The 19,915-nt window shown below is 65.5% G+C and carries 16 protein-coding genes; 10 read left to right on the top strand and 6 right to left on the bottom strand.

From position 1 onward, the window contains the following. Positions 1–76: 76 nt before the first annotated feature. The 3 genes from tilS to glmM all read left to right on the top strand — a co-directional run bounded on the left by tilS (position 77) and on the right by glmM (position 4,634). Positions 77–976: a tRNA lysidine(34) synthetase TilS gene (tilS, locus tag ASF41_RS23505; RefSeq protein ID WP_244479558.1), complete on the top strand. Its 900-nt coding sequence runs from the start codon at positions 77–79 to the stop codon at positions 974–976. Positions 977–1,135: 159 nt separating this feature from the next. Beyond that, complete coding sequence (ftsH, locus tag ASF41_RS04705; protein ID WP_056221088.1) at positions 1,136–3,052, top strand: ATP-dependent zinc metalloprotease FtsH; 1,917 nt, start codon at positions 1,136–1,138, stop codon at positions 3,050–3,052. Positions 3,053–3,290: 238 nt separating this feature from the next. After that, complete coding sequence (gene glmM, locus ASF41_RS04700; RefSeq protein WP_056350031.1) at positions 3,291–4,634, top strand: phosphoglucosamine mutase; 1,344 nt, start codon at positions 3,291–3,293, stop codon at positions 4,632–4,634. Between the two features lie 64 nt (positions 4,635–4,698). Here the strand turns inward: glmM and ASF41_RS04695 are convergent, their stop codons facing one another. After that, entirely contained in the window at positions 4,699–5,001 is a 303-nt protein-coding gene (locus ASF41_RS04695; RefSeq protein ID WP_244472588.1) for an MmcQ/YjbR family DNA-binding protein, read from the bottom strand. 239 nt (positions 5,002–5,240) lie between these two features. On the opposite strand from ASF41_RS04695, the gene ASF41_RS04690 reads away from it, so the two are divergent. The 3 genes from ASF41_RS04690 (at position 5,241) to ASF41_RS04680 (ending at position 8,290) form a co-directional block, all read left to right on the top strand. Then, the gene (locus ASF41_RS04690) at positions 5,241–6,110 is read left to right on the top strand and encodes an outer membrane protein (RefSeq protein ID WP_056350035.1); all 870 of its coding nucleotides are present in this window, start codon (positions 5,241–5,243) and stop codon (positions 6,108–6,110) included. 256 nt (positions 6,111–6,366) lie between these two features. After that, a complete protein-coding gene (locus ASF41_RS04685) occupies positions 6,367–7,221 on the top strand; it encodes an outer membrane protein (protein ID WP_056491311.1) in 855 nt (284 codons plus the stop codon). Positions 7,222–7,369: 148 nt separating this feature from the next. After that, the gene (locus ASF41_RS04680; protein ID WP_056491309.1) at positions 7,370–8,290 is read left to right on the top strand and encodes an outer membrane protein; all 921 of its coding nucleotides are present in this window, start codon (positions 7,370–7,372) and stop codon (positions 8,288–8,290) included. 347 nt (positions 8,291–8,637) lie between these two features. Here ASF41_RS04680 and ASF41_RS04675 read toward each other — a convergent pair whose 3' ends face one another. Continuing rightward, positions 8,638–9,186, bottom strand: a complete 549-nt coding sequence (locus ASF41_RS04675; RefSeq protein ID WP_055950293.1) for an HNH endonuclease — start codon at positions 9,184–9,186, stop codon at positions 8,638–8,640. Positions 9,187–9,762: 576 nt separating this feature from the next. Here ASF41_RS04675 and ASF41_RS04670 point away from each other — a divergent pair. Both ASF41_RS04670 and ASF41_RS04665 read left to right on the top strand, forming a co-directional pair. Then, positions 9,763–12,435, top strand: coding sequence for a DUF3772 domain-containing protein (locus tag ASF41_RS04670; protein WP_082504034.1), 2,673 nt, complete (start codon positions 9,763–9,765; stop codon positions 12,433–12,435). A 63-nt stretch (positions 12,436–12,498) separates the two neighbouring features. Continuing rightward, positions 12,499–12,966, top strand: a complete 468-nt coding sequence (locus ASF41_RS04665; RefSeq protein ID WP_056491307.1) for a CAP domain-containing protein — start codon at positions 12,499–12,501, stop codon at positions 12,964–12,966. A gap of 199 nt (positions 12,967–13,165) precedes the next feature. Here ASF41_RS04665 and ASF41_RS04660 read toward each other — a convergent pair whose 3' ends face one another. Then, positions 13,166–13,999: a flagellar motor protein MotB gene (locus ASF41_RS04660; protein ID WP_056271697.1), complete on the bottom strand. Its 834-nt coding sequence runs from the start codon at positions 13,997–13,999 to the stop codon at positions 13,166–13,168. A 33-nt stretch (positions 14,000–14,032) separates the two neighbouring features. Then, positions 14,033–14,806, bottom strand: a complete 774-nt coding sequence (locus ASF41_RS04655; protein ID WP_056221112.1) for a motility protein A — start codon at positions 14,804–14,806, stop codon at positions 14,033–14,035. Between the two features lie 248 nt (positions 14,807–15,054). On the opposite strand from ASF41_RS04655, the gene ASF41_RS04650 reads away from it, so the two are divergent. After that, positions 15,055–16,830, top strand: coding sequence for a glucan ABC transporter ATP-binding protein/ permease (locus ASF41_RS04650; RefSeq protein WP_056350040.1), 1,776 nt, complete (start codon positions 15,055–15,057; stop codon positions 16,828–16,830). 170 nt (positions 16,831–17,000) lie between these two features. Here the strand turns inward: ASF41_RS04650 and ASF41_RS04645 are convergent, their stop codons facing one another. Beyond that, positions 17,001–17,825 carry a transglutaminase family protein gene (locus tag ASF41_RS04645; RefSeq protein ID WP_056491303.1) on the bottom strand — a complete coding sequence of 275 codons (825 nt, stop codon included), beginning with the start codon at positions 17,823–17,825 and terminating at the stop codon, positions 17,001–17,003. A gap of 133 nt (positions 17,826–17,958) precedes the next feature. After that, positions 17,959–18,843 (bottom strand): YihY/virulence factor BrkB family protein, encoded by an 885-nt coding sequence (locus ASF41_RS04640; protein ID WP_056271704.1) that lies wholly within the window; start codon positions 18,841–18,843, stop codon positions 17,959–17,961. 140 nt (positions 18,844–18,983) lie between these two features. On the opposite strand from ASF41_RS04640, the gene ASF41_RS04635 reads away from it, so the two are divergent. Next, positions 18,984–19,856: a DMT family transporter gene (locus tag ASF41_RS04635; protein ID WP_056491395.1), complete on the top strand. Its 873-nt coding sequence runs from the start codon at positions 18,984–18,986 to the stop codon at positions 19,854–19,856. Positions 19,857–19,915: the final 59 nt, after the last annotated feature.

Here is a 19,915-nt window from a genome sequence, read left to right as displayed (position 1 = left end):
GGACGCGCTCCGCCCCTATCTGACTGGCGGAACGGTCCTCCTCGCGGTCTCCGGCGGACCCGACTCGACCGCGTTGATGGCTGCAGCGGCGGCCGTCGATCCTGCGGCGACCGTCCACGTCGCCACGGTCGATCACAACCTTCGGCCTGAAGCGGGCGTGGAAGCCGCGGCGGTCGCCAGCCTCGCCGAAGCTGTCGGTCTCCCCCACCGAACCTTGGCCTGGACCGGACCAAAGCCATCGCGGGGGCTTCAGGAGGCCGCCCGCATCGCGCGTTACGCTCTCCTTGCCACCCATGCCGAAACCATCGGTGCCGGCCTCGTGCTCACCGGGCACACTCGGGACGATCAGGCCGAGACCGTTCTGATGCGTCTCCTGGCGGGGAGCGGGCCGGCAGGCCTCGCGGGTATGCGCACCGAGCGATCCCTGACACCTTCCATCAGACTGGCACGGCCCTTCCTGAAAATCGCGAAGGCTCAACTCGTGGACTATTGCGAGCGCCGGCAATTCGCCTTCGTGCGCGACCCATCCAACGACGACGAACGCTTCGCCCGAGCACGCCTGCGCCGGCTCATACCGGACCTCACTCGCGAAGGTCTGAGTCCGGATCGGCTCTGCCGTCTCGCGGCGCGCTGCGCTCGTGACGACGCGGCCTTGACGGAAGCGGCGCGGATCGCTTTCGCGACGGCACTCCGGCCGGAGTGCCGCCCCGGCATCCACCTGGACGGTCCCCATCTTCGCTTCCTGCCGGACGCCGTACTTATTCGTGTTGCGAGCCTCGCGGCGGAGCAGATGAAGCCCGATAGCCCGGAGCGGCTGGAACGGCTCGAAGCCCTCGTTCTGGATGACCTTCGACCCGCCCTGCATGAGGGGATTCCGGTACGCCGGACTCTGCGTGGGATATTGTTCGAAGTGACGCGGGCAGGGGATCTGGTGCTGACCTCGGCGCCACTGCGCCGAGGAAGGAAATCTTCGTAACCCTCCCATCCGATGCGGCCTTGCCGCGGCGGCATGGCCATGGCACGGCCTCCCCTTCGACTTGGCAAGGGGGGACTCGCTGCCTACATTGGCTGGGAGCGTCAGGAGCGACCCGCCCCAATTCGCGCGGCGGGCCCCGATGCCTCCAGGGATTGATCGATGAACCCGAATTTCCGCAACTTCGCCTTGTGGGTCGTCATCTTCCTGCTCGTGCTCGCCCTTGTGACCCTGTTTCAGAACCCGGGTCATCGTGGTGGCGGTTCCGAGATCGCCTACAGCCAGCTCCTGAATGATGCCGATTCCGGTAAGATTCAGACGGTTGTGATCTCCGGGCAGGATGTCAGCGGCACCTATGTCGGCGGCGGCAACTTTACGTCCTATGCCCCCAACGACCCGAGCCTCGTGTCCAAGCTGCAAAGCAAGGGCGTGCAGATCACCGCTCGTCCCCCATCCGACAACACGCCATGGTTCATTCAGCTGCTCGTGAGCTGGCTGCCGATCCTCGTGTTCATCGGCGCCTGGATCTTTCTCTCCCGGCAGATGCAGTCCGGGGCAGGGCGCGCAATGGGCTTCGGCAAGTCGAAGGCCAAGCTTCTCACCGAGGCCTCCGGCCGTGTGAGCTTCGACGACGTCGCCGGCGTCGAGGAAGCCAAGGAGGACCTGCAGGAGATCGTCGAGTTCCTGCGTGACCCGCAGAAGTTCCAGCGCCTGGGCGGCCGTATTCCGCGTGGCGTGCTTCTCGTCGGCCCCCCCGGCACGGGTAAGACCCTGATCGCCCGGGCGGTCGCGGGCGAGGCCAACGTGCCATTCTTCACGATCTCCGGCTCCGACTTCGTCGAGATGTTCGTCGGTGTCGGTGCCTCGCGCGTGCGCGACATGTTCGAGCAGGCCAAGAAGAACGCCCCCTGCATCATCTTCATCGACGAGATCGACGCGGTCGGCCGCCATCGTGGCGCCGGCCTCGGCGGCGGCAACGACGAGCGCGAGCAGACCCTGAACCAGCTCCTCGTGGAGATGGACGGCTTCGAGGCCAACGAGGGCGTGATTATCATCGCGGCGACCAACCGTCCCGACGTGCTCGACCCCGCCCTGCTGCGTCCGGGCCGCTTCGACCGCCAGATCATGGTGCCGAATCCCGATGTCGTCGGCCGTGAGCGCATCCTGCGCGTCCACGTCCGCAAGGTGCCCCTGGCGCCGGACGTCGACCTGAAGGTCATCGCGCGCGGCACCCCCGGCTTCTCGGGCGCCGACCTGATGAACCTCGTCAACGAGTCGGCCCTGCTCGCCGCGCGGCGCGGCAAGCGCATCGTCACGATGCACGAGTTCGAGGATGCCAAGGACAAGGTGATGATGGGTGCCGAGAGGCGCACCCTGGTCATGACCGAGGACGAGAAGCGGCTGACCGCCTATCACGAGGGCGGCCACGCCATCGTGGCCTTCAACGTCCCGGCGACGGACCCTGTCCACAAGGCTACGATCATCCCGCGCGGCCGGGCACTGGGCATGGTCATGCAGTTGCCCGAGCGCGACAAGCTCTCGATGTCCTTCGAACAGATGACCTCGCGCCTCGCCATCATGATGGGCGGACGCATCGCCGAAGAGATGACCTTCGGCGCCGACAAGGTGACCTCGGGTGCACAGTCCGACATCGAGCAAGCAACCCGTCTTGCCCGCATGATGGTGACCCGCTGGGGCTTCTCGCCCGAGCTTGGTACCGTGGCCTACGGAGAGAACAACGACGAGGTCTTCCTGGGCATGTCGATGGGTCGTCAGCAGACGGTCTCGGAGGCGACCGCTCAGAAGATCGACGCAGAAGTTCGCCGCCTCGTGGAAACCGGCCTCGAAGAGGCGCGCCGCATCCTCGGTGAGCACAAGGACGATCTGGAGGCATTGGCTCAGGGACTCCTCGAATACGAAACCCTGTCCGGTGACGAGATCAAGAACCTCATCGCGGGCAAACCTCCGATACGGGACGCGGGCGATGGACCGACCACGCTGCGCGGCTCATCCGTTCCCTCTGCCGGCCGTGGTCGTCCACGCGGCAGTGATGGACTAGAGCCTCAGCCACAGGCTTGAGACCTGAGATAAGCCACATTTGACATCATGAGCCCGCCACCGGCGGGCTCGTTCGTATCAAGGCCGTCCTAACGATACGATGGATTTGGTCTTCAAGGGCGGGATCCGGCAACCGGATTTTCATCCCATGGGTGAACCTAATGCCGAAGCATCATCACCGGCGGTCAGTCGGAGGATTGCGTCTTAAGGCGGACTCAGTTCCCCTACACACGAGAACAGCAGACGGGACGCGAAAAGCATGTCGCGCAAGTATTTCGGCACGGATGGTATCCGGGGACGGGCCAACGGCGTCATCACGCCGGAACTTGCCCTGAAGGTCGGTCAGGCGGCAGGCTTAATCTTCCAGCGCGGCGATTACCGCCATCGAGTCGTGATCGGCAAGGATACGCGTCTCTCGGGCTACATGATTGAAACCGCCCTGATTGCCGGCTTCACATCGATGGGCATGGACGTACTCCAACTCGGGCCGATGCCAACCCCGGCCGTGGCGATGCTCACCCGATCCATGCGCGCCGATATCGGCGTGATGATCTCAGCCTCGCACAATCCTTTCGAGGACAACGGCATCAAGCTGTTCGGGCCCGACGGCTTCAAGCTCAGTGACGATGTCGAGCGGGAGATCGAGGCACTGATCGACGGCGAACTGCATAAGCGTCTGGCTGGTTCGCGGGACCTTGGACGTGCCAAGCGCATCGAGAGCGTGCACGCCCGCTACATCGAATTCGCCAAGCGCTCCCTGCCGCGCAACGTCACCCTTGACGGCTTGCGCATCGTCGTGGATTGCGCGAACGGCGCCGCCTACCGAGTGGCACCCGAAACCCTCTGGGAGTTGGGTGCCGAAGTGATCGCCATCGGTGTGGAGCCAGATGGCTTCAATATCAACCGTGACGTCGGTTCAACCGCGCCGGCTGCGCTTGCGGCCAAGGTTCGGGAGCTGCGCGCTGATATCGGCATCGCCTTGGATGGCGACGCAGACCGGGTCCTTATCATCGATGAGAAGGGCCAGTCCGTCGACGGCGATCAGCTGATGGCCGTGGTCGCCCGGTCATGGAAGGAGGATGACCGCCTAACGCAGCCGGGGCTGGTCGCCACGATCATGTCGAACCTGGGCCTGGAGCGCTTCCTGGGTGGTATCGGTCTGAATCTGGCGCGCACCGCAGTGGGGGACCGCTACGTGCTCGAACACATGCGGGAGCACGGCTACAATCTCGGCGGCGAGCAGTCCGGACACATCATCATGTCGGATTACGCCACCACCGGCGATGGCCTCGTGGCGGCTTTGCAGTTGCTCAGCGTCGTGAAGCGTCAGGAGCGTCCGGTCAGCGAAGTCTGCCACTGCTTCGAGCCGCTGCCCCAAATCCTCAAGAACGTACGCTACCGGTCCGGCCAGCCGCTGAGTGCGGATTCGGTCGTCACGGCAATTGCTCAGGCGCGTGAGCGCCTCGGCAATTCCGGCCGCCTGGTGATCCGCCCGTCGGGCACCGAGACGGTGATCCGTGTGATGGCCGAAGGGGACGACCGGGGTCTCGTCACGGAGGTGGTGGATGATGTAGTCGAGGCTGTTGCCAGAGCTGCGGCGTGAATTCGCTCGGGTTTGACTAAAACGGCTCGGCACAGATGCTTTGGCCCGTTCGAGATGCGAGACCTTAGATCTGATCGTAAGCCGCAGGTGCGACCTCTCGCCAGGCGGCCAGGAGAGCTGCGGCCAGCATGTCCTCATCCGCCTCCCAAAGGGTGAGACAAGTCCAGCCGCGCCGACCCCAAGCGCCGTCCACCGCTTCGAAGAGATCGGGCTCGGCCTCGATCCACTCGGCCTGCAGCGTTCGCGAGAGGCGCAGAACCAACCGTTCCTCTTCCACCCATAGCGTCGCGAAGATCCGCCCAAGAACCCGAAAGTCCGGGTGTCCGTTGTGCGCCCCCTCGGTTACTTCAGGAAGTGCCCCGGCCAAGCGGCGGACATCCTCTGGTCTGCTGGGCACGGGCAGTGTTTCCCTGTCGCTTAAATTTCTACTCAAAACGAGCGTGCATTCCGCCGTAATCACGGACCAAGCGTTGTGTGACAGCCGTCAACGCATCCGCAAGGATAAGATTTAACGTTAAATCCGATTTAACTCTTGGATCCCATGATGTCCCCGTCATCCCGCCGGCATTTCAGGCTTCCGGCACACGGTCGATTGAAGGACATCCGATGCGCCGCACCAAGCTGTCTGCCTTGGCGCGCTCGATCACGCTCTTTGCGAGCGTGGCAGCGCCCTGCCTCGCCCAAGCGGCGGATCTGCTTCCGCCCCTGCCGCCCGAGCCGCTGCCCCCGCCCGTTGAGATCGGCGGCGGCTGGTACCTGCGCGGCGACGTCGGCGTTGGCGCAGCCAGCGTGGGCGCCATCTCGACCACGGTCCTGAAGGGATCGCTTCCGGACGGGTACCGATACGACCAGAAGGCCATCGAAAGCCAATTCTTCGCCGGCGGCGGTGTCGGCTATCAGTTCGGCGCTTACTTCCACGGCGATATCACGGCCGAGTACCGCGGCGGCGGCAAGCTGACCTTCCAGGACAGCTATGGAGCGGATTGCCGCTCGGATGGGTGCCGCGGGGTCAACGCGTATCAGGCCAACTTGGCGTCCGTCGTCGTAATGGCGAACGGCTACATTGATCTCGGCACCTGGTATGGCGTGACGCCCTTCGTCGGCGGCGGCGTCGGCACTGCGTTCCACGACTTTTCCGGATTCAACGATCGCGGCTTCGGCAACGCGACCGGCGGGTATGGATTCGCGAAGGACAAACATTCGAACACGCTGGCCTGGGCGGCTATGGCCGGTCTCGCCTACAGCGTGACGCCCAATTTGAAGCTGGAACTCGGCTATCGCTACCTCAATCTGGGTGACGTGCGCTCGGGTGTCGTGAACTGCATCAACCAGGATTGCGGTGGCGCGGTCTACAAGGTGAAGGAGGTCACCTCCCACGACGTCCGGATCGGCATGCGCTGGCTGCTCGGTGGCATCGTCGCCCCTGCAGTCGCCGAGTATCAGCCCGAGCCGGCCCCGTTGGTTCGCAAATACTGACGGAGGCGTGCCCTGCCGGGTGGCTCCCCCCAGCAGGGACAGAGACCGGATGGATCCGAAGGCCGAAGACGCGGGGTGCCGCGTCCTCGGCCTTCGTCCGTTTCCGGGCGTCGGCGATCATCAAAAACCCCGTTGCGACAAAGCGTTAGGGTTAAGTCCTCTCTAACGGTTCCGCTCTAAAGTGCGGCGTTGCGTGATCCGAGGCGTGCCGCGCGCCCCTTCGATCGCTTCAAATCGTTCAGCGTTCGAGAGTGTCATGGCCGCATCCACGTTCCGGTTCGTCACGGCCTTCGGGCTGATGCTCGCTCCTCTAGGGCTGGCGCCGACTGCCTCGGCGGCGGATCTTCGCCCCCTGCCACCACCGCCACCCGCCCCGGTCGCCATCGGGGAGGGGTGGTACCTCCGGGTCGACGCGACGGTCAGCGATTATGCCCGTCCCAATGATGCGACCCCAGCGCCGGCTGACGGAAGCCCCCTCAATCCCCTCACGCGCCTGAATCTCGAGACGGTTCCCGGCTATGGCGGTGGCGTCGGCTACCGCATCAACAACTGGCTGCGCGTGGACGCCACGATCGATCAGCGGATGCCCGCCCGCTATAGCGCCTATTCGTCGGGCTCGGGCTTCGTGACGGGCTACAACATCGAATCCGCTCAGCTCGACGTCCTCACCGGATTGGTGAACATCTATGCCGACCTCGGGACCTGGTGGGGCCTGACGCCCTATATTGGCGGGGGCATCGGCTTCGCCGACAAGCATCTTGGCAAGGCGTACACCCAGACGACCTGCATCCTGGAAGCCTGCGACGGCAATGCAGGCACCGGCTTGCGCGACGTTGTGCGGCGCCCGAGCCGCTCGGTCGCTTCCTTGGCCTGGGCCCTCACAGGCGGCGTGTCCTACGAGATCGGCGCCGGCCTGAGCCTCGACACCAGCTATCGCTACGTCGATCTCGGCCGCGCCAAGACAGGGCTCGACACCTACGGCTTCGATTCGCGCCTGAAGGACCTCGCCTCGCATGAGGTTCGCGTCGGCCTGCGCTACCGCTTCGCCGGCGGTCCGGCGAGCCTCCCCGGCCTCCCCGGTGCGAGCTGGAACCGAAATCCCTACGAATAAGGGACGCGGCCCGGCGAGCGCCTCGCCGCCGGGCTCCTTACCGTTCCTGCGAAGGACAGGGCAACGGAACGTTAAGGTTACTCAAGTAAAACCGAACCATAGGCTCAGCCATCTGACCCATCGGGCTTACGCCCTGAGGACGACATCGATGCGTACCGTTTCCCTCGCGCTCCTGACCGGTTTCACTGTCGGAATCGTCGTGCCGGCGTGGGGCGCGGACCTTGATTACGGCATCCTGCGCGGCTCCGACTACGAACCCGAAGTCCAGATCATCGACTGGAACGGCGTCTATTTCGGTGGACACGGCGGGTACTCGTCGGCGACCGCCGGCTTCAAGAACGCCTACACGCCGCTGGTGTCGAACGCCTTGCGCTACTCCACCGCAGAAACGACCTTTAACGCCTCCAGCCTGCTTGCGTCCCGGGGTGGCAATATGGAAGGGGCCAGCTACGGCGCCTTCGCGGGCTTCAACTACCAGTTCGACGAGACCGTGATCGGCATTGAGGCCGACTATACGCGGTTCGACCGGACAGCCTCGACGCGGGACAGCCTCAGCCGGTTCAAGGTCGGATCCGACGGTTACCTGGAGACGGTCTCGCTGACCGGTGCCGCGACCGCGCGGATCGAGGATTACGGCACGATTCGCGCCCGCGGCGGCTACGCGATCGGAAACTTCCTGCCATACGTTACGGGCGGCCTCGCCATCGGCCGGGTCCATACCGAGCAATCCGTCGCGATTCAGGATTACGGCTACGACACGATCGCCTACAAGGCCAATCAAGCTCTGACGACGGGCAATCCCGTGGCGGTCAAGAACTTCGGCTACACTGCGAACGGCTTCGACCCGAACAACCCGGAATCCGGAACTCCGGCCACCCAGGTGGTCCGCACTGCCAAGACCAAGACCATGGGCGGCTTCGTTCTTGGTGGCGGCCTGGAGTTCGCCCTGACGAGCAACATCCTCCTGCGTGGCGAATATCAGTACGTCATGCTCAACGACTTCCAGCAGAGTGCCGCGAACCGGATCGCCATCAGCACCGTGCGGGCCGGCGCCGCCGTGAAATTCTGAAGGCCCTTAAGCGATCGCTCGCTCTTTTCTTTTACGGTCGTCCGCGCGGCGACCACGCCGCCGCCGGGAGTTCGTTCATGCGTCGCCACATTTTACTCGGCAGCGCCGCGGCCTTGTTCGCGAGCGCTGCGGCCTCGTTCGTGGGAGCAGCGCCCGCTCACGCAGGCGGTGAACCCGGCCGGGGCGACCGGCGTCCGCTCCTCCCGCCGCACATCGCCTACCGGGATCCGGTCTACGTTGCCCCGCGACGCCCGGTCGTCCTGATTCCCGTCCGTCGCGTGCCGCGCTCTCTCGCACTACCGCTCTACAATGAGCCTCCGCCGCGCTTCCAGGCGCTCTGACCGCGCTCAGGTCTCTAACTCGGTGTCCCAGTAGAGATAATCGAGCCAAGTGTGGTGATACTCCCGGTGATCGAACTCCGGCTGGCGACGGTGCAGCTCGTGCCGTGTCGGCCGGTGCGGCTCGTGGAGCAGCGGCATGTCCGCCTCTGCCGGGGTGCGATTGGCCTTGCGCAGGTTGCAGGGGGAACAGGCCGCGACGACGTTCTCCCAGCTCGACAGGCCGCCGCGGGACCGGGGCACGACATGGTCGAAGGTTAGGCCACCCGCCGGAAGGCGCAGGCCGCAATACTGACAGGAAAAAGTGTCTCGCAGGTAGATGTTGTAGCGGGTGAAGGCCGGGCTACGTGCCAGCGTCACATAGCTCTTCAGGGCAACGACGCTGGGCACGCGCAGCGAGCGAGACGGGGACCGAGCCTCGACGTCGTAGCTGGCCACCAGCGTGACTCGATCGAGGAACAATGCTGTGAAGGCATCCTTCCAACACCACAAGGAGAGCGGATTATAAGAGAGCGGCCGATAATCCGCATTCAGTACAAGCGTTTGAAGATCCAGCATCGGCGCTACCCTCTCGACGGGTCAACAGTGGGATAACGCGCGGAGGTCGGTGGGCGCATCGTCCCAGGTTGGTGAAAGATCAAACATCTCCGCGTCCCGGAGCGTCGTGGCGTAGGCGGAAATGGGGGTAGGGCCCAGCCGCTCGACAAGCGCCGAGGAGGGGCGGGATAGCCAGGCATTGGCCAAAGGCCGTCGCATCGGGCGAGAACGCCCGGTTCGTGGCGACGCACATCGGCGCGGATGGTCGTCGCCACCTCCTCGCACGGGAACGAAAAGGCCAAGTCCATCGGGATTTAGTCTAATATCAGCGTGACACGCTTGTGAAGGTCACCCCCGCTCTCCACGAGGTCGCGCCCACGGATCGGCGACCCGTACCGACCGGTTGCCTGTATCTGCCGCACCGTCAGCCTTTCGCCCCATTGCTCGGCGATGGGGCGGTTTCCGGTCGCTCCCCGTGCTTCCGAGTCGTGCAGGTTCTACCCGTCCGGTTCGGGCATGCGGGTTGCCAGTGGCCCGACGAGGCGAGGCGCGACAGCGCGCCAGAACCGCGCGACGGCGCAGCGCGAAAGGATCATCATGGGCGGTATCCCGAGAGGCCAGACGACCCGAGGCACCCGAGGTGCGGCACTGATCGCCGCTTGGCTGGGTGTCCTTGTCCTGGCTCCTGCGGGCGCAGTCGGGCAGGGCACGCCCACGGCGGCGCCCGCCGCGGCCCCGACGAAGGCTGCCCCGGCCCCTGCGCCAGCAGCCCCCGCAGATGGCAAGCCGGCCCCCAAAGCGGCGGCCCCGAAGCCGGCCGTTTCGGAGCAGATCCAAAACGTCCGCGACCAGCTCGACAGCGCCAAGGCGGATCTGGAGCAGCGCGAAAAAATTCTCACCGGACCGAATATCGGGAGCGGCGACCTGACACGCGCCCGCGAAGGCATCGAGGTGATCGCGGACAAGATCCGTCACGTCATCGACATCACCACCCCGCGCCTCGATGCGGCCCGCGAGCGGCTGACTCAGCTCGGTCCGAAGCCGAAGGACGGTGAGGAGGGCGAGGACGTGGCGCGCGAGCGGACGGAGCGCGAGCACGCCGTCGCAGAGATCGACGAGACCCAGCGACTTGCCCGCTCCCTCCTGGTCCAGAGTGACCAGATCGTCGATCAGGTCTCGAACCGCCGTCGCGCGGCCTTCACTCGCGGCCTGTTCGAGCGATCGACCGCCCTCGTGAATCCCGACCTGTGGATGAGGATCGCGGCCGACATCCCACGCGACGGACGCGCCTTGCAAGGCGCTGTGGAGGATACGGCGGCCCTGTTCGCCCGCAACGGCACCATCGGAAACCTGCTGCTCCTCGGGATCGCCTTCGGTATCTCGATCGCCCTGTATTTCGGGCGTCGCAACATCGCCCCACGCCTCGGCCGGCGCGATGCCAAGGCCGTCGACCCCTCGCAGCGCCGGAAGCTCCTCGCGGCCTGGCGCGTGTTCCTCCTCGGCACCATCCCGGCGTTCATCGGCAGCTACGCGGTCTATTACGCCCTCGATGCCACCGATCTCCTACCCCTGCGCCTGTTGCCGGTGGCGGGCGCCATCCTCGGTGGCCTCGCCTTCATCGCCTTCGTGGAGGCCCTGGCCGACGCGCTGCTCTCACCCGACAAGCCGTCCTGGCGCGTCGCGACCATGAGCGACGCCGCCGCTGCGCGGGTAACCCGTCTGGCCGTCGGCATCGCCATCGTCATCACAGTGGTCAAGTCGATCGAGGCCCTGAACTCGGGGATCTCGGCGGCGCTGCCCATCTCCATCGCCACGCGCGGCATCGGCGCGCTCGCCACAGCGCTGATCCTCGCCATCGGACTGCATCGCTTCGCCGATTCGGCCGAGCAGGAAGAGGCGTGTTTCGGCCCCTACGTGGCGCCGGAGGCGACCACCGGGATCGGCGGCCCGGCGCGGCTTCTCGGCTGGGCGGCGGTGGTGGTCATCGCCATCGCCCCCCTCGTCGGCTACGTGGCCTTCGCGGCCTTCGTCATCGACCAGCTCGTCTGGACGGCGGGGCTCTTCGTCCTGCTATTCCTGCTGATCTCCAGCGCCGACACCTTCATCGGGGGGACGCTCTGCGATGACACCAAGATCGCCACCGCGCTCCAGGCCAATACCGGCTTGCGCAAGCGCTCGATCAATCAGATCGCCGTGCTGGCGACCGGCCTCGCGCGAGTGGTACTGGTCCTCGTGGCCGCGCTGCTTGCCCTGGCGCCCTGGGGCCTCGACTCGACCGACGTGTTCAGCTCGGTTCGCAGCGCTTTCTTCGGCTTCAAGGTCGGCGACGTCACGATCTCGCTCTCCACGATCGCGCTCGCCATCGGTCTCCTGCTCCTCGGCATGGCGGTGACGCGGTCGATCCAGCGCTGGCTCGAACAGACCTACCTGCCGGCCACCGACCTCGACGCAGGCCTGCGCAATTCGATCTCGACGATCGCGGGCTATATCGGCTTCCTACTAACCCTGGCGCTGGCCTTCTCCTACCTGGGCCTGAGCCTGGAGAAACTCACCATCGTGGCCGGTGCCCTCTCGGTCGGTATCGGCTTCGGTCTCCAATCCATCGTCAACAATTTCGTCTCAGGCCTGCTTCTTCTCTGGGAGCGCCCGATCCGCGTCGGCGATCAGGTCCTGATCGGAGACAGCGAAGGCATCGTGAAACGCATCTCGGTGCGTTCCACCGAGATTCAGACCTTCGACCGCTCGGCTGTGATCGTGCCGAACTCGAACCTGATCTCCGGTATTGTGAAGAACCGGGTCCGTGGCGATCGGACCGGCCGCGTCAGCATCACGGTCAGCGTTCTGCGCAACCAGGACCCCGTTCACGCGGCCGAACTCCTGATGGGCTGCGCTCAAGCCCAACCGGACGTGCTCAAGGAACCGCCGCCTCGCGTCGTCTTCCGCAAGATCGGCGATCCCTTCCTGGAATTCGAGCTGATCGTCATGATCGTCGACGTCAGTCTTGGCCTGAAAGTGCAGAACGATTTGAACCTTACGGTCTTTCAGACTTTGTCGCAGGCTGGAATGATCCCCGCCCTCGGGCCGGGGTCCAGCGTGGTCACGGTGCAAGGCCTGGATTCTTTCCAGAGCGCCGTAGGGCAGATCGCCAGCGCGTTCTCTCAACCGCAACGCTCCGGAGACCAAACCGCGCCGCAGCGCGTTGAGGACCGGCTCGACGAGGTCGAGCCGATGCGCTCCGCGGAGGCGGGGAGGCGGCGCGCGGGGAGCTGACACGGTGCGTAGGGAGACCGAGGCGTGAGGCGGAGAACGGTACTGATTTTCGGAGCCGGCGTGATGACCGGCGGTCTGACTCTGCTCACCGGCTGCGCTACCCCGGAGCCTGTAAATTCTACGCTTCCCAGCCTCTACTGGCCGATGACGACGCAGTCGGCGCAGGTCGATACGGCGACTGCACGTGACATGATCTCGGCCTACCGCGCGCGAAAGGGCGCAGGGCCCCTGCGCCTTGATCCTGACTTGCAGAAGCTGGCGGAGGCGGAGGCGGCCTCTATGGCCGCCGCCGATCGACCGAGCCGGGCTCAGACCGTCAAAAATGCGGTCGAGCGGCTCGGCTTCGAGTCAGCAGAGGCCAACCTGTCGGCCGGGTATCACACCTTGGCCGAGGCGTTCTCCGGGTGGCGCGATAGTCCGGCACACAACGCAGCGATGCTGGCGCCCGGTGTGCAGCGTATGGGCATCGCCACCGCCTACGCACCAGGATCGAAGTACAAGGTCTATTGGGCCCTCCTATTGGCACAGTAGGCTTTATCCAGGGATAGCCTGTCCCGGCCGGAAGCTGGCACAGCCACCGGACGTCAGACTGCGAGCGCGTTTTCCGGGGGGTGGGGGGAGGGAGGCCTCCCCGGATGGCTAGGCGAGAAAAACTTTTCCGTTGCCGATGACGCCTCTCGATCGAGCCAGCCGTCAGGCCGGACGGTGCACGAGGCGCAGGCTCGGCGGCTCAGGGAAAGTTCTTCATGCGAGGCGTCGGTGACGTTTCGCTGAGGAGCGTCACCGTCACCCGGCGATTGGCCGGGAGGTAGGGATTGTCCGGAAACAGCGGCTCCGTATCGGCTTTCCCGGTCACGGATGCGAAACGGTCATCGGGTACGCCGCTGCCGGCCAGGATCTCGCGCACGCTGATCGCGCGATTGGCCGAAAGCTCCCAAGGCGGAGCGAGAAGTCGCGTTCCGGGTCTCTCCGTCGCAGTGTAGCCCGTGATGGCGATGCGATTAGGCATCTTGCGCAAGGTCCCGGCGATCCGCTCCAAGAGGCGTCGGGTACGGGCATTGGGCCGACTCGATCCATCGGGGAACATCGAGGCGCCATCCTGGTCGACGATCGACACGTCGATCCCGCGTTGCGAGGGGGCGACGATGATGTTCTTCGACAGCTCGGCGACCTCGGGCATGTCCTGCAACGCCTGACGCAGACTCGCTGCCGCGAGACCGGCGCCGTCCGGGTAGCCCTTGTCCGGCATACCCTCGTCAACGTTCCCGTCGACCGCGGGCGGGGTGGTGTGATCGGAGGCAAGGTCAGGGGGAATGTCGCGCTTGTACTTGACCTTGTCGGCGTGGGCGAGGCCGTCCTTCTCGATGATGCCAGCAAAGCGCGACTCCTTGTTGACGCCGAACGCGTCGCGCATGGAGCCGGCCACTGCCTGCATCTTCTTCTGGTCCTGGGTCGAATAGGCGGCGATCATCACGAAGAAGCTCATGAGAAGCGCCATCAGGTCGGCGAAGGTCACGAACCAGCCGTGGCCGCCATGCGCGCCGCCGCGCTTCTTTTTAGCCATCGGCGCCGTCGCGCGTGATGCGGGTGCGCGCCATCACGCCGGCTCGGCCACGAGTTCGTCGCGGTGGTTGTGCGGGAGGTAGGCGATGAGCATCTCGCGCACCAGGGAGGAGCTCTTGGCGTCGCGGATGAGCAGGATGCCGTCGATGATAAGCGAGCGCGACACATCCTCCTCCTCCAGCTTCACGTGGAGTTTGTCGGCGAGCGGCAGGGTGATCATGTTGGCGATCAGGGCGCCGTAGAGGGTGGCGAGGAGGGCAGTCGCCATAGCCGGGCCCAGCTTCGAGGGGTCCGACATGTTGGCGAACATCGTCACCATGCCGAGGATGGTTCCGATCATGCCCCAGGCCGGGGCGCAGTCGCCGAAGGCGCGGTAGATCTTCGAGCCTTCGTCGAGGTGCATGAGGAAGTTGTCGCGGTCGCGCTCCATGGTGTCCCGGATGAACTCGCGGTCATAACCATCAGCGATGTAGCGTGCCCCTTGGGCCAGGAAGGGATCGGAGATCTCCATGTTTTCCAAGGCCATCGGGCCGGACTTCCGCACCACGTCGGCTATCTTGGTGATCTCCTCGATGAGGTCGCGTGGCTTGATGGCGCGCATCGAGAAGGCGTAGCGCAGGCCCATCGGGAGCCCGTGCATCATCGTCGAGAAGGGGAAGCGCATCATCGTCGCGGCGGTGGCGCCGCCAAAGATGACGATGACGGCGTGCTTGTCGAAATAGGCGGCAAAGTTGCCGCCGTCGATCATGATCAGGACGAAGACGACGGCGAAGCCGCCGACGAGGCCGATACCGGTTGCGAGATCCATGATCACTCGAGCCTGAGCGGCTGCCCGCATGCCGCGTTGGCGCCGCACGACGAGGCGCCGTCCCCACCGTTACGGATTCAGGTTGAACGAACCGTAAAAAACACCGCCGGACTCTGGCCAAACCCGAGGGGTTCGCGTCATGCACCGTTCAGGGAGCGCTCCGCATAAGGCACGCAACGCCAAGGATTTGGCGGCCTCCGCCGGGACGCGTTCGCGCAACCCGGTCAGGGATCGGAGCACACGGTATCATGTCGTTGGTTCGTCTTTACGTACGGGTCATGGGTCTTCTGGGCTCCGACCGCCGTCTGGCGGCGGTCCTGGCCTGCGCCAATGTGGCCCTGGCGGTGGCGGCGTTCGCCGAGCCGCTTCTGATGGGCCGCATCATCGACCAGCTCACCCACCTCAAGAGCAGCACCAACGCCTTCACGACGCTGGCGCCCCTGATCGGCGCCTGGGTGGCCTTCGGCCTGTTCACCATCGCGGCCGGCGTGACGATCGCCCTGCACGCGGACCGGCTGGCCCACCGCAACCGTTTGACCGCCATGGCCAACTACTTCGAGCACGTGCTCGAGCTGCCGCTCGCCTTCCACTCCTCGAACCATTCCGGTCGCGTCCTGAAGGCGATGCTGGAGGGCTCAAACGGCATGTTCTGGCTCTGGCTCGGCTTTTTCCGCGATCACTTCGTGGCCTTCGTCTCCCTGATCGTCCTTCTGCCGATGACCCTGTTCGTGAACTGGCAGCTCGGCTCGATCCTGGTTGTGCTCGTGCTGGCCTTCACGACCCTGACCACGATGGTCATGCGTCGTACCGAGACCCTGCAGGGCCGGGTCGAGGCCTACCAGTCGGGCCTGGCCGAGCACGCTTCGGACGCGCTGGGTAACGTCGCCGTCATCCAATCCTTTACCCGTGCCAAGGCCGAGAAGGACGCGATGCACGACATCATCCGCAACCTGCTCGCCGCGCAGATCCCGGTTCTGTCCTGGTGGGCGCTCGCCAACGTTGCCACCCGCGCCTCCGCGACCCTGACCATGACGGCGATCTTCATCACCGGCATCGCCCTGCACCAGCACGGTCAGGCCAGCGTCGGCGAGGTCGTGGCCTTCATGAGCCTCGCGACCATGCTGGTCTCGCGCCTCGACCAGGTTGCGACCTGCATCAACGGCCTGTTCCAGCAGATGCCCAAGATCGACGAGTTCTTCGAAATCCTGGACACCACACCAGCGGTCCACGACCGTCCGGGTGCCCAGCACGTCACGCGCTTCGACGGTGAGGTCGCTTTTGAAGGCGTCGGCTTCTCGTACAACGCTCGCCGCAAGGCATTGGAAGATGTTTCCTTCATAGCCCGGGCTGGCGAGACGATCGCCCTGGTCGGCACCACCGGTTCGGGCAAGTCGACCACGCTCGGCCTTCTGCACCGCGCCTTCGACCCGGACCACGGCGCCATCCGCATCGACGGCAGCGATATCCGCGACATCGGACTGTCCAGCCTGCGCCACAACATCGGTGTTGTGTTCCAAGAGCCGATGCTGTTCGCCCGCTCGATCCGCGAGAACCTGCAGGTCGGCCGCCCGGACGCCACCGATGCCGAGATGCTCGACGCCCTGGAGCGGGCTCAGGCCACCGAGTTCATGGCCCGCCAAGCCGACGGCCTCGATACGGTGATCGGCGAGCGCGGACGCTCGCTCTCCGGCGGCGAGCGCCAGCGCCTCTCCATCGCCCGCGCGCTCCTCAAGAACCCGCCGGTGCTGATCCTCGACGAAGCCACCTCGGCCCTCGATGCCACCACTGAGCGCAAGCTGCAGGGTGCCCTGGAGGCCGTGATGGAAGGTCGCACCACCTTCGTCATCGCCCACCGCCTGGCGACGATCCGTAACGCCGACCGCATCCTCGTCTTTCATGAGGGCCGGATCGTCGAATCGGGCAGCTTCGACGAGCTCGTCGCTCAGAACGGACGCTTCGCCGATCTCGCGCGAGCCCAGTTCATGGCGGGGTCCGAGCCGCAAGGCATGCCGCTCGCGGCGTGATCCGCGCAGCGCAAATCGACAACCAAAAGCCCTCGCCGGTTCTTGGACGAGGGCTTTTGGTTGTCTTGCCAAGGACTTAGACGGCACCCTGAAAGTTATGGCTTCACGCTGCGCTTGCGTCTGAACGGTATCCGCGTCCCGCTCGATGCGGCGTCTTCAGGTGCAGGCGATCAATCCGCCGCGGCGGACGTCGCGCCGTCCTCCGCCCAAACCCGGAACTTCGTCAGGCGGTTCGGTCCGAAGGTATGGGTCAGGGGCACGTCCGCCGCATCGCGCCCACGGGCCACCAGGATCCGGCCTCGGCGCGGAGCATTGTTGCGCGGGTCGAAGACGTGCCAGGCGCCACCGAGATAGACCTCCGTCCAGGCGGCGAAGTCCCCCGGGGCATGCGGCTCGGGCTCGCCGATGAAGCTGAGATAGCCGGTGCAGTAGCGGGTTGGGATATTCAGGGCCCGGCAGAAGGCGACGAACAGGTGAGCATAGTCGCGACACACGCCGCGCCGACTTGCGAAGGCATCGGCAGCGGTGCGGTCGACGTGGGCATACCCATAGCCGAAGGTGATGTGTCCGTGGACGTAGTCGCAGATCGCCTGCACCCGCGACCAGCCGGGCTCGAGGTCCCCGAACAGCCGCCAGGCCTCGCTCGAGAGGAGATCGGATTCGCAGTAGCGGCTCGCTACGAGGAACGGCAGCGCCTCTTCCGGCAGATCCTCGACCGCGTGCTCCTCGGCTTCCGGCACCACCGGATCGAGGGCGCCGTCGTCCTCCGTCTCCGCATGCACGCTCAGGGTCAGGGCACCGGCGGGAGCCATGAAGCGCACGGTCCGATTGCCGAAGACATCGCGGAAGGTGCGCAGGGGCAGCGGTGGATCGAGGGTGAGCACGTCCGGCGGTACGGCAGCCAAGCCGTTCACCGGATAGGAGTTCAGGCGGGCGATGACGGGCGTCGGCTGCGGAAAATCATAGCCCATCTCGCAACCGAACCTGATCAGCATCGAAGCTCCCCCGGGCCGGCCGCCGCGCCGCCGCTTGCGCCATCACTGCCCGTGCCCGAACCGGGACACTAGGCCGCCAGGGTCACAGGCGGATGTCATCGCGCGCCCTGCGCGCAGATGAAGCAGTACAGACTCAGAGCCCCCGAGCCCGGGCCTGCTTCTCCTGCATCCGCGCCTGAAGCCGCACGCGTCGCGCTGCAATGACGGTGCCATTGATCTCGCCACCGAACAGGAACATCGCGGCCAGCCAATACAGGAAGACCAGGAACACCATCGCAGTGGCGAGGCCGCCATAAGTGGAGGCGTAGGCGTTGGAGAAGCGGTCGAGGTAGTAGCCGAAACCGAGGCCGGCCAGGAACCACAGCAGCAAGGTCACCGCGATTCCGGGGACCACCGCCAGGACGGAGCGGCGCCCTGTCGCAACAAACTTATGAGCGATCACGAGTACGGTGAGGAGCAGGAAGGCCGTGATTCCGATCCGTCCGATCGCGACGGTCAGGCTGAGGGGCTCGAGCCCCGGCGCCACGTTGATGACTTTGCGCCAGATCAGGGGGCCAAGCACCACCAAGAGGGCGAAGGCCAGCATGGCGAAGGCACCGCAGACAACATAGCCGATGGATTCGAGACGCGTCAGCCACCAGGGCCGTACCTCGCGCAGGCCGTAGGCACGGTTCAACCCGACCCGCAGGCTCTCGACCCCAGAGGAGGAAAAGTAAAGCGCCAGCAAGGCACCCAGGGTCAGCACGCCTCCGCGCTGCTCGGTCAGCACCCGGTGCACCTCATTGACGATGGGCTTGGCCACTTCGCGCGGCCAGGCATCGAAGATGAGGACGCTGGCCTCGTCGGCGAGCGACTTCGTGCCGAACAGACCAGCCAGGGCGGCGAGCAGGATGAGAAACGGAAACAGCGCGGTCAGGCTCGAGAGGGCGATGTGGCTGGCGATGGCCCAGCCGTCATGGGCGACGAAACGCTGGGCGGCGACGCCTGCGATCTCGAAAGGTTTGCGGAGACGTCTCACGGGGCGGGGGTTCGTCCTCGAACGGGGCAGGCGGGCGTGTCTTCTAAACGTCACGCGACCGGTTCGCGCAACGTCCTGTGCGCGAGGCGGCGCTCTACCCGCTTGAATTTATCGCGACCCTGTGATGCGTGGCCGCCATCATGCCCGCGCCCGCTCCGTTCCTCGTCCCCGCCCTGTTCGTTCTGATCTGGGCGACGGGCTTCGTCGCGGCCCGCTTCGTGGCTCCCCATGCCGAGGCCTTCACCTTCGTGGCAATCCGGGTCGTTGCCGTCGCGCTGGTGCTGGCGACCCTGGCACTCCTGCTCCGAGCTCGCTGGCCACGCGACCGCACCGGCTGGCTCCATGCCGCGTTCGCCGGCGTGCTGATGCAGGGGGTTTACGTCATCGGCGTGTTCTGGTCGGTGCAGCATGGCTTGCCGTCCGGCATCGCTGCCCTCGTTGGCAGCCTGCAGCCCCTGTTGACCGCGAGCCTGGCAGGTCGCGTCCTTGGGGAGTCCGTGAGCCGGCGGCGCTGGCTCGGTATCGGCATCGGCTTTTCCGGTGCGCTTCTCGTCCTGGCACCGAAGATCGGCGCCTCGGATCCTGCCGGCATCCCGGTTCCGGCCCTGACTGCTTGCCTCTTCGCGATGGTGGCGATGACCGGCGGAACCCTCTGGCAGAAGCGACATGGGGCTGGTGCGGATCTCCTCAGCAATGCCGCCATTCAGTTCGCGGGCGCCGTACTCCTTGCCGTTCCAATCGCCCTCCTGTTCGGAACGGGTGGATTCGATGCTTCCACGCCCCTCTGGCTCGGCCTTGCCTGGTCGGTCCTCGTCAACTCCGTCGGTGGCATCCTCCTGCTTCTGATGCTGATTAAGCGCGGCGCCGTGGCGGGTGTCGCGTCGCTGTTGTTCCTGGTACCGCCGGTCTCGGCTGTCATGGCGTACCTCCTGTTCGAAGAGTCGCTCGCGCCGGTCCAGATGAGTGGCATGGCCATCGCCACCCTCGGTGTCGCTCTGGCCAGTCGCGGATGAGCCCCCGCCGGTGAGGCGGTGACTTTTTCTTTGAGAGGCGTCTCAATAAAATTCATCAT

This window comes from Methylobacterium sp. Leaf111, from assembly GCF_001423285.1.
Taxonomy (GTDB): domain Bacteria; phylum Pseudomonadota; class Alphaproteobacteria; order Rhizobiales; family Beijerinckiaceae; genus Methylobacterium.
Note: the sequence above shows the minus strand (reverse complement) of the source record. Positions and strands in the feature narration are given on the sequence as shown.

What these genes read in the sequence shown, in the direction of transcription:
- ASF41_RS04670 (WP_082504034.1), top strand. Translation starts at nt 9,763, where the DNA reads ATGGGCGGTATCCCGAGAGGCCAGACGACCCGAGGCACCCGAGGTGCG.
- ASF41_RS04675 (WP_055950293.1), bottom strand. Translation starts at nt 9,186, where the DNA reads ATGCTGGATCTTCAAACGCTTGTACTGAATGCGGATTATCGGCCGCTC.
- ASF41_RS04685 (WP_056491311.1), top strand. Translation starts at nt 6,367, where the DNA reads ATGGCCGCATCCACGTTCCGGTTCGTCACGGCCTTCGGGCTGATGCTC.
- ASF41_RS04690 (WP_056350035.1), top strand. Translation starts at nt 5,241, where the DNA reads ATGCGCCGCACCAAGCTGTCTGCCTTGGCGCGCTCGATCACGCTCTTT.
- ASF41_RS04660 (WP_056271697.1), bottom strand. Translation starts at nt 13,999, where the DNA reads ATGGCTAAAAAGAAGCGCGGCGGCGCGCATGGCGGCCACGGCTGGTTC.
- glmM (WP_056350031.1), top strand. Translation starts at nt 3,291, where the DNA reads ATGTCGCGCAAGTATTTCGGCACGGATGGTATCCGGGGACGGGCCAAC.
- ASF41_RS04655 (WP_056221112.1), bottom strand. Translation starts at nt 14,806, where the DNA reads ATGGATCTCGCAACCGGTATCGGCCTCGTCGGCGGCTTCGCCGTCGTC.
- ASF41_RS04665 (WP_056491307.1), top strand. Translation starts at nt 12,499, where the DNA reads ATGACCGGCGGTCTGACTCTGCTCACCGGCTGCGCTACCCCGGAGCCT.
- ftsH (WP_056221088.1), top strand. Translation starts at nt 1,136, where the DNA reads ATGAACCCGAATTTCCGCAACTTCGCCTTGTGGGTCGTCATCTTCCTG.
- ASF41_RS04635 (WP_056491395.1), top strand. Translation starts at nt 18,984, where the DNA reads ATGCCCGCGCCCGCTCCGTTCCTCGTCCCCGCCCTGTTCGTTCTGATC.
- ASF41_RS04650 (WP_056350040.1), top strand. Translation starts at nt 15,055, where the DNA reads ATGTCGTTGGTTCGTCTTTACGTACGGGTCATGGGTCTTCTGGGCTCC.
- ASF41_RS04645 (WP_056491303.1), bottom strand. Translation starts at nt 17,825, where the DNA reads ATGCTGATCAGGTTCGGTTGCGAGATGGGCTATGATTTTCCGCAGCCG.
- tilS (WP_244479558.1), top strand. Translation starts at nt 77, where the DNA reads ATGGCTGCAGCGGCGGCCGTCGATCCTGCGGCGACCGTCCACGTCGCC.
- ASF41_RS04680 (WP_056491309.1), top strand. Translation starts at nt 7,370, where the DNA reads ATGCGTACCGTTTCCCTCGCGCTCCTGACCGGTTTCACTGTCGGAATC.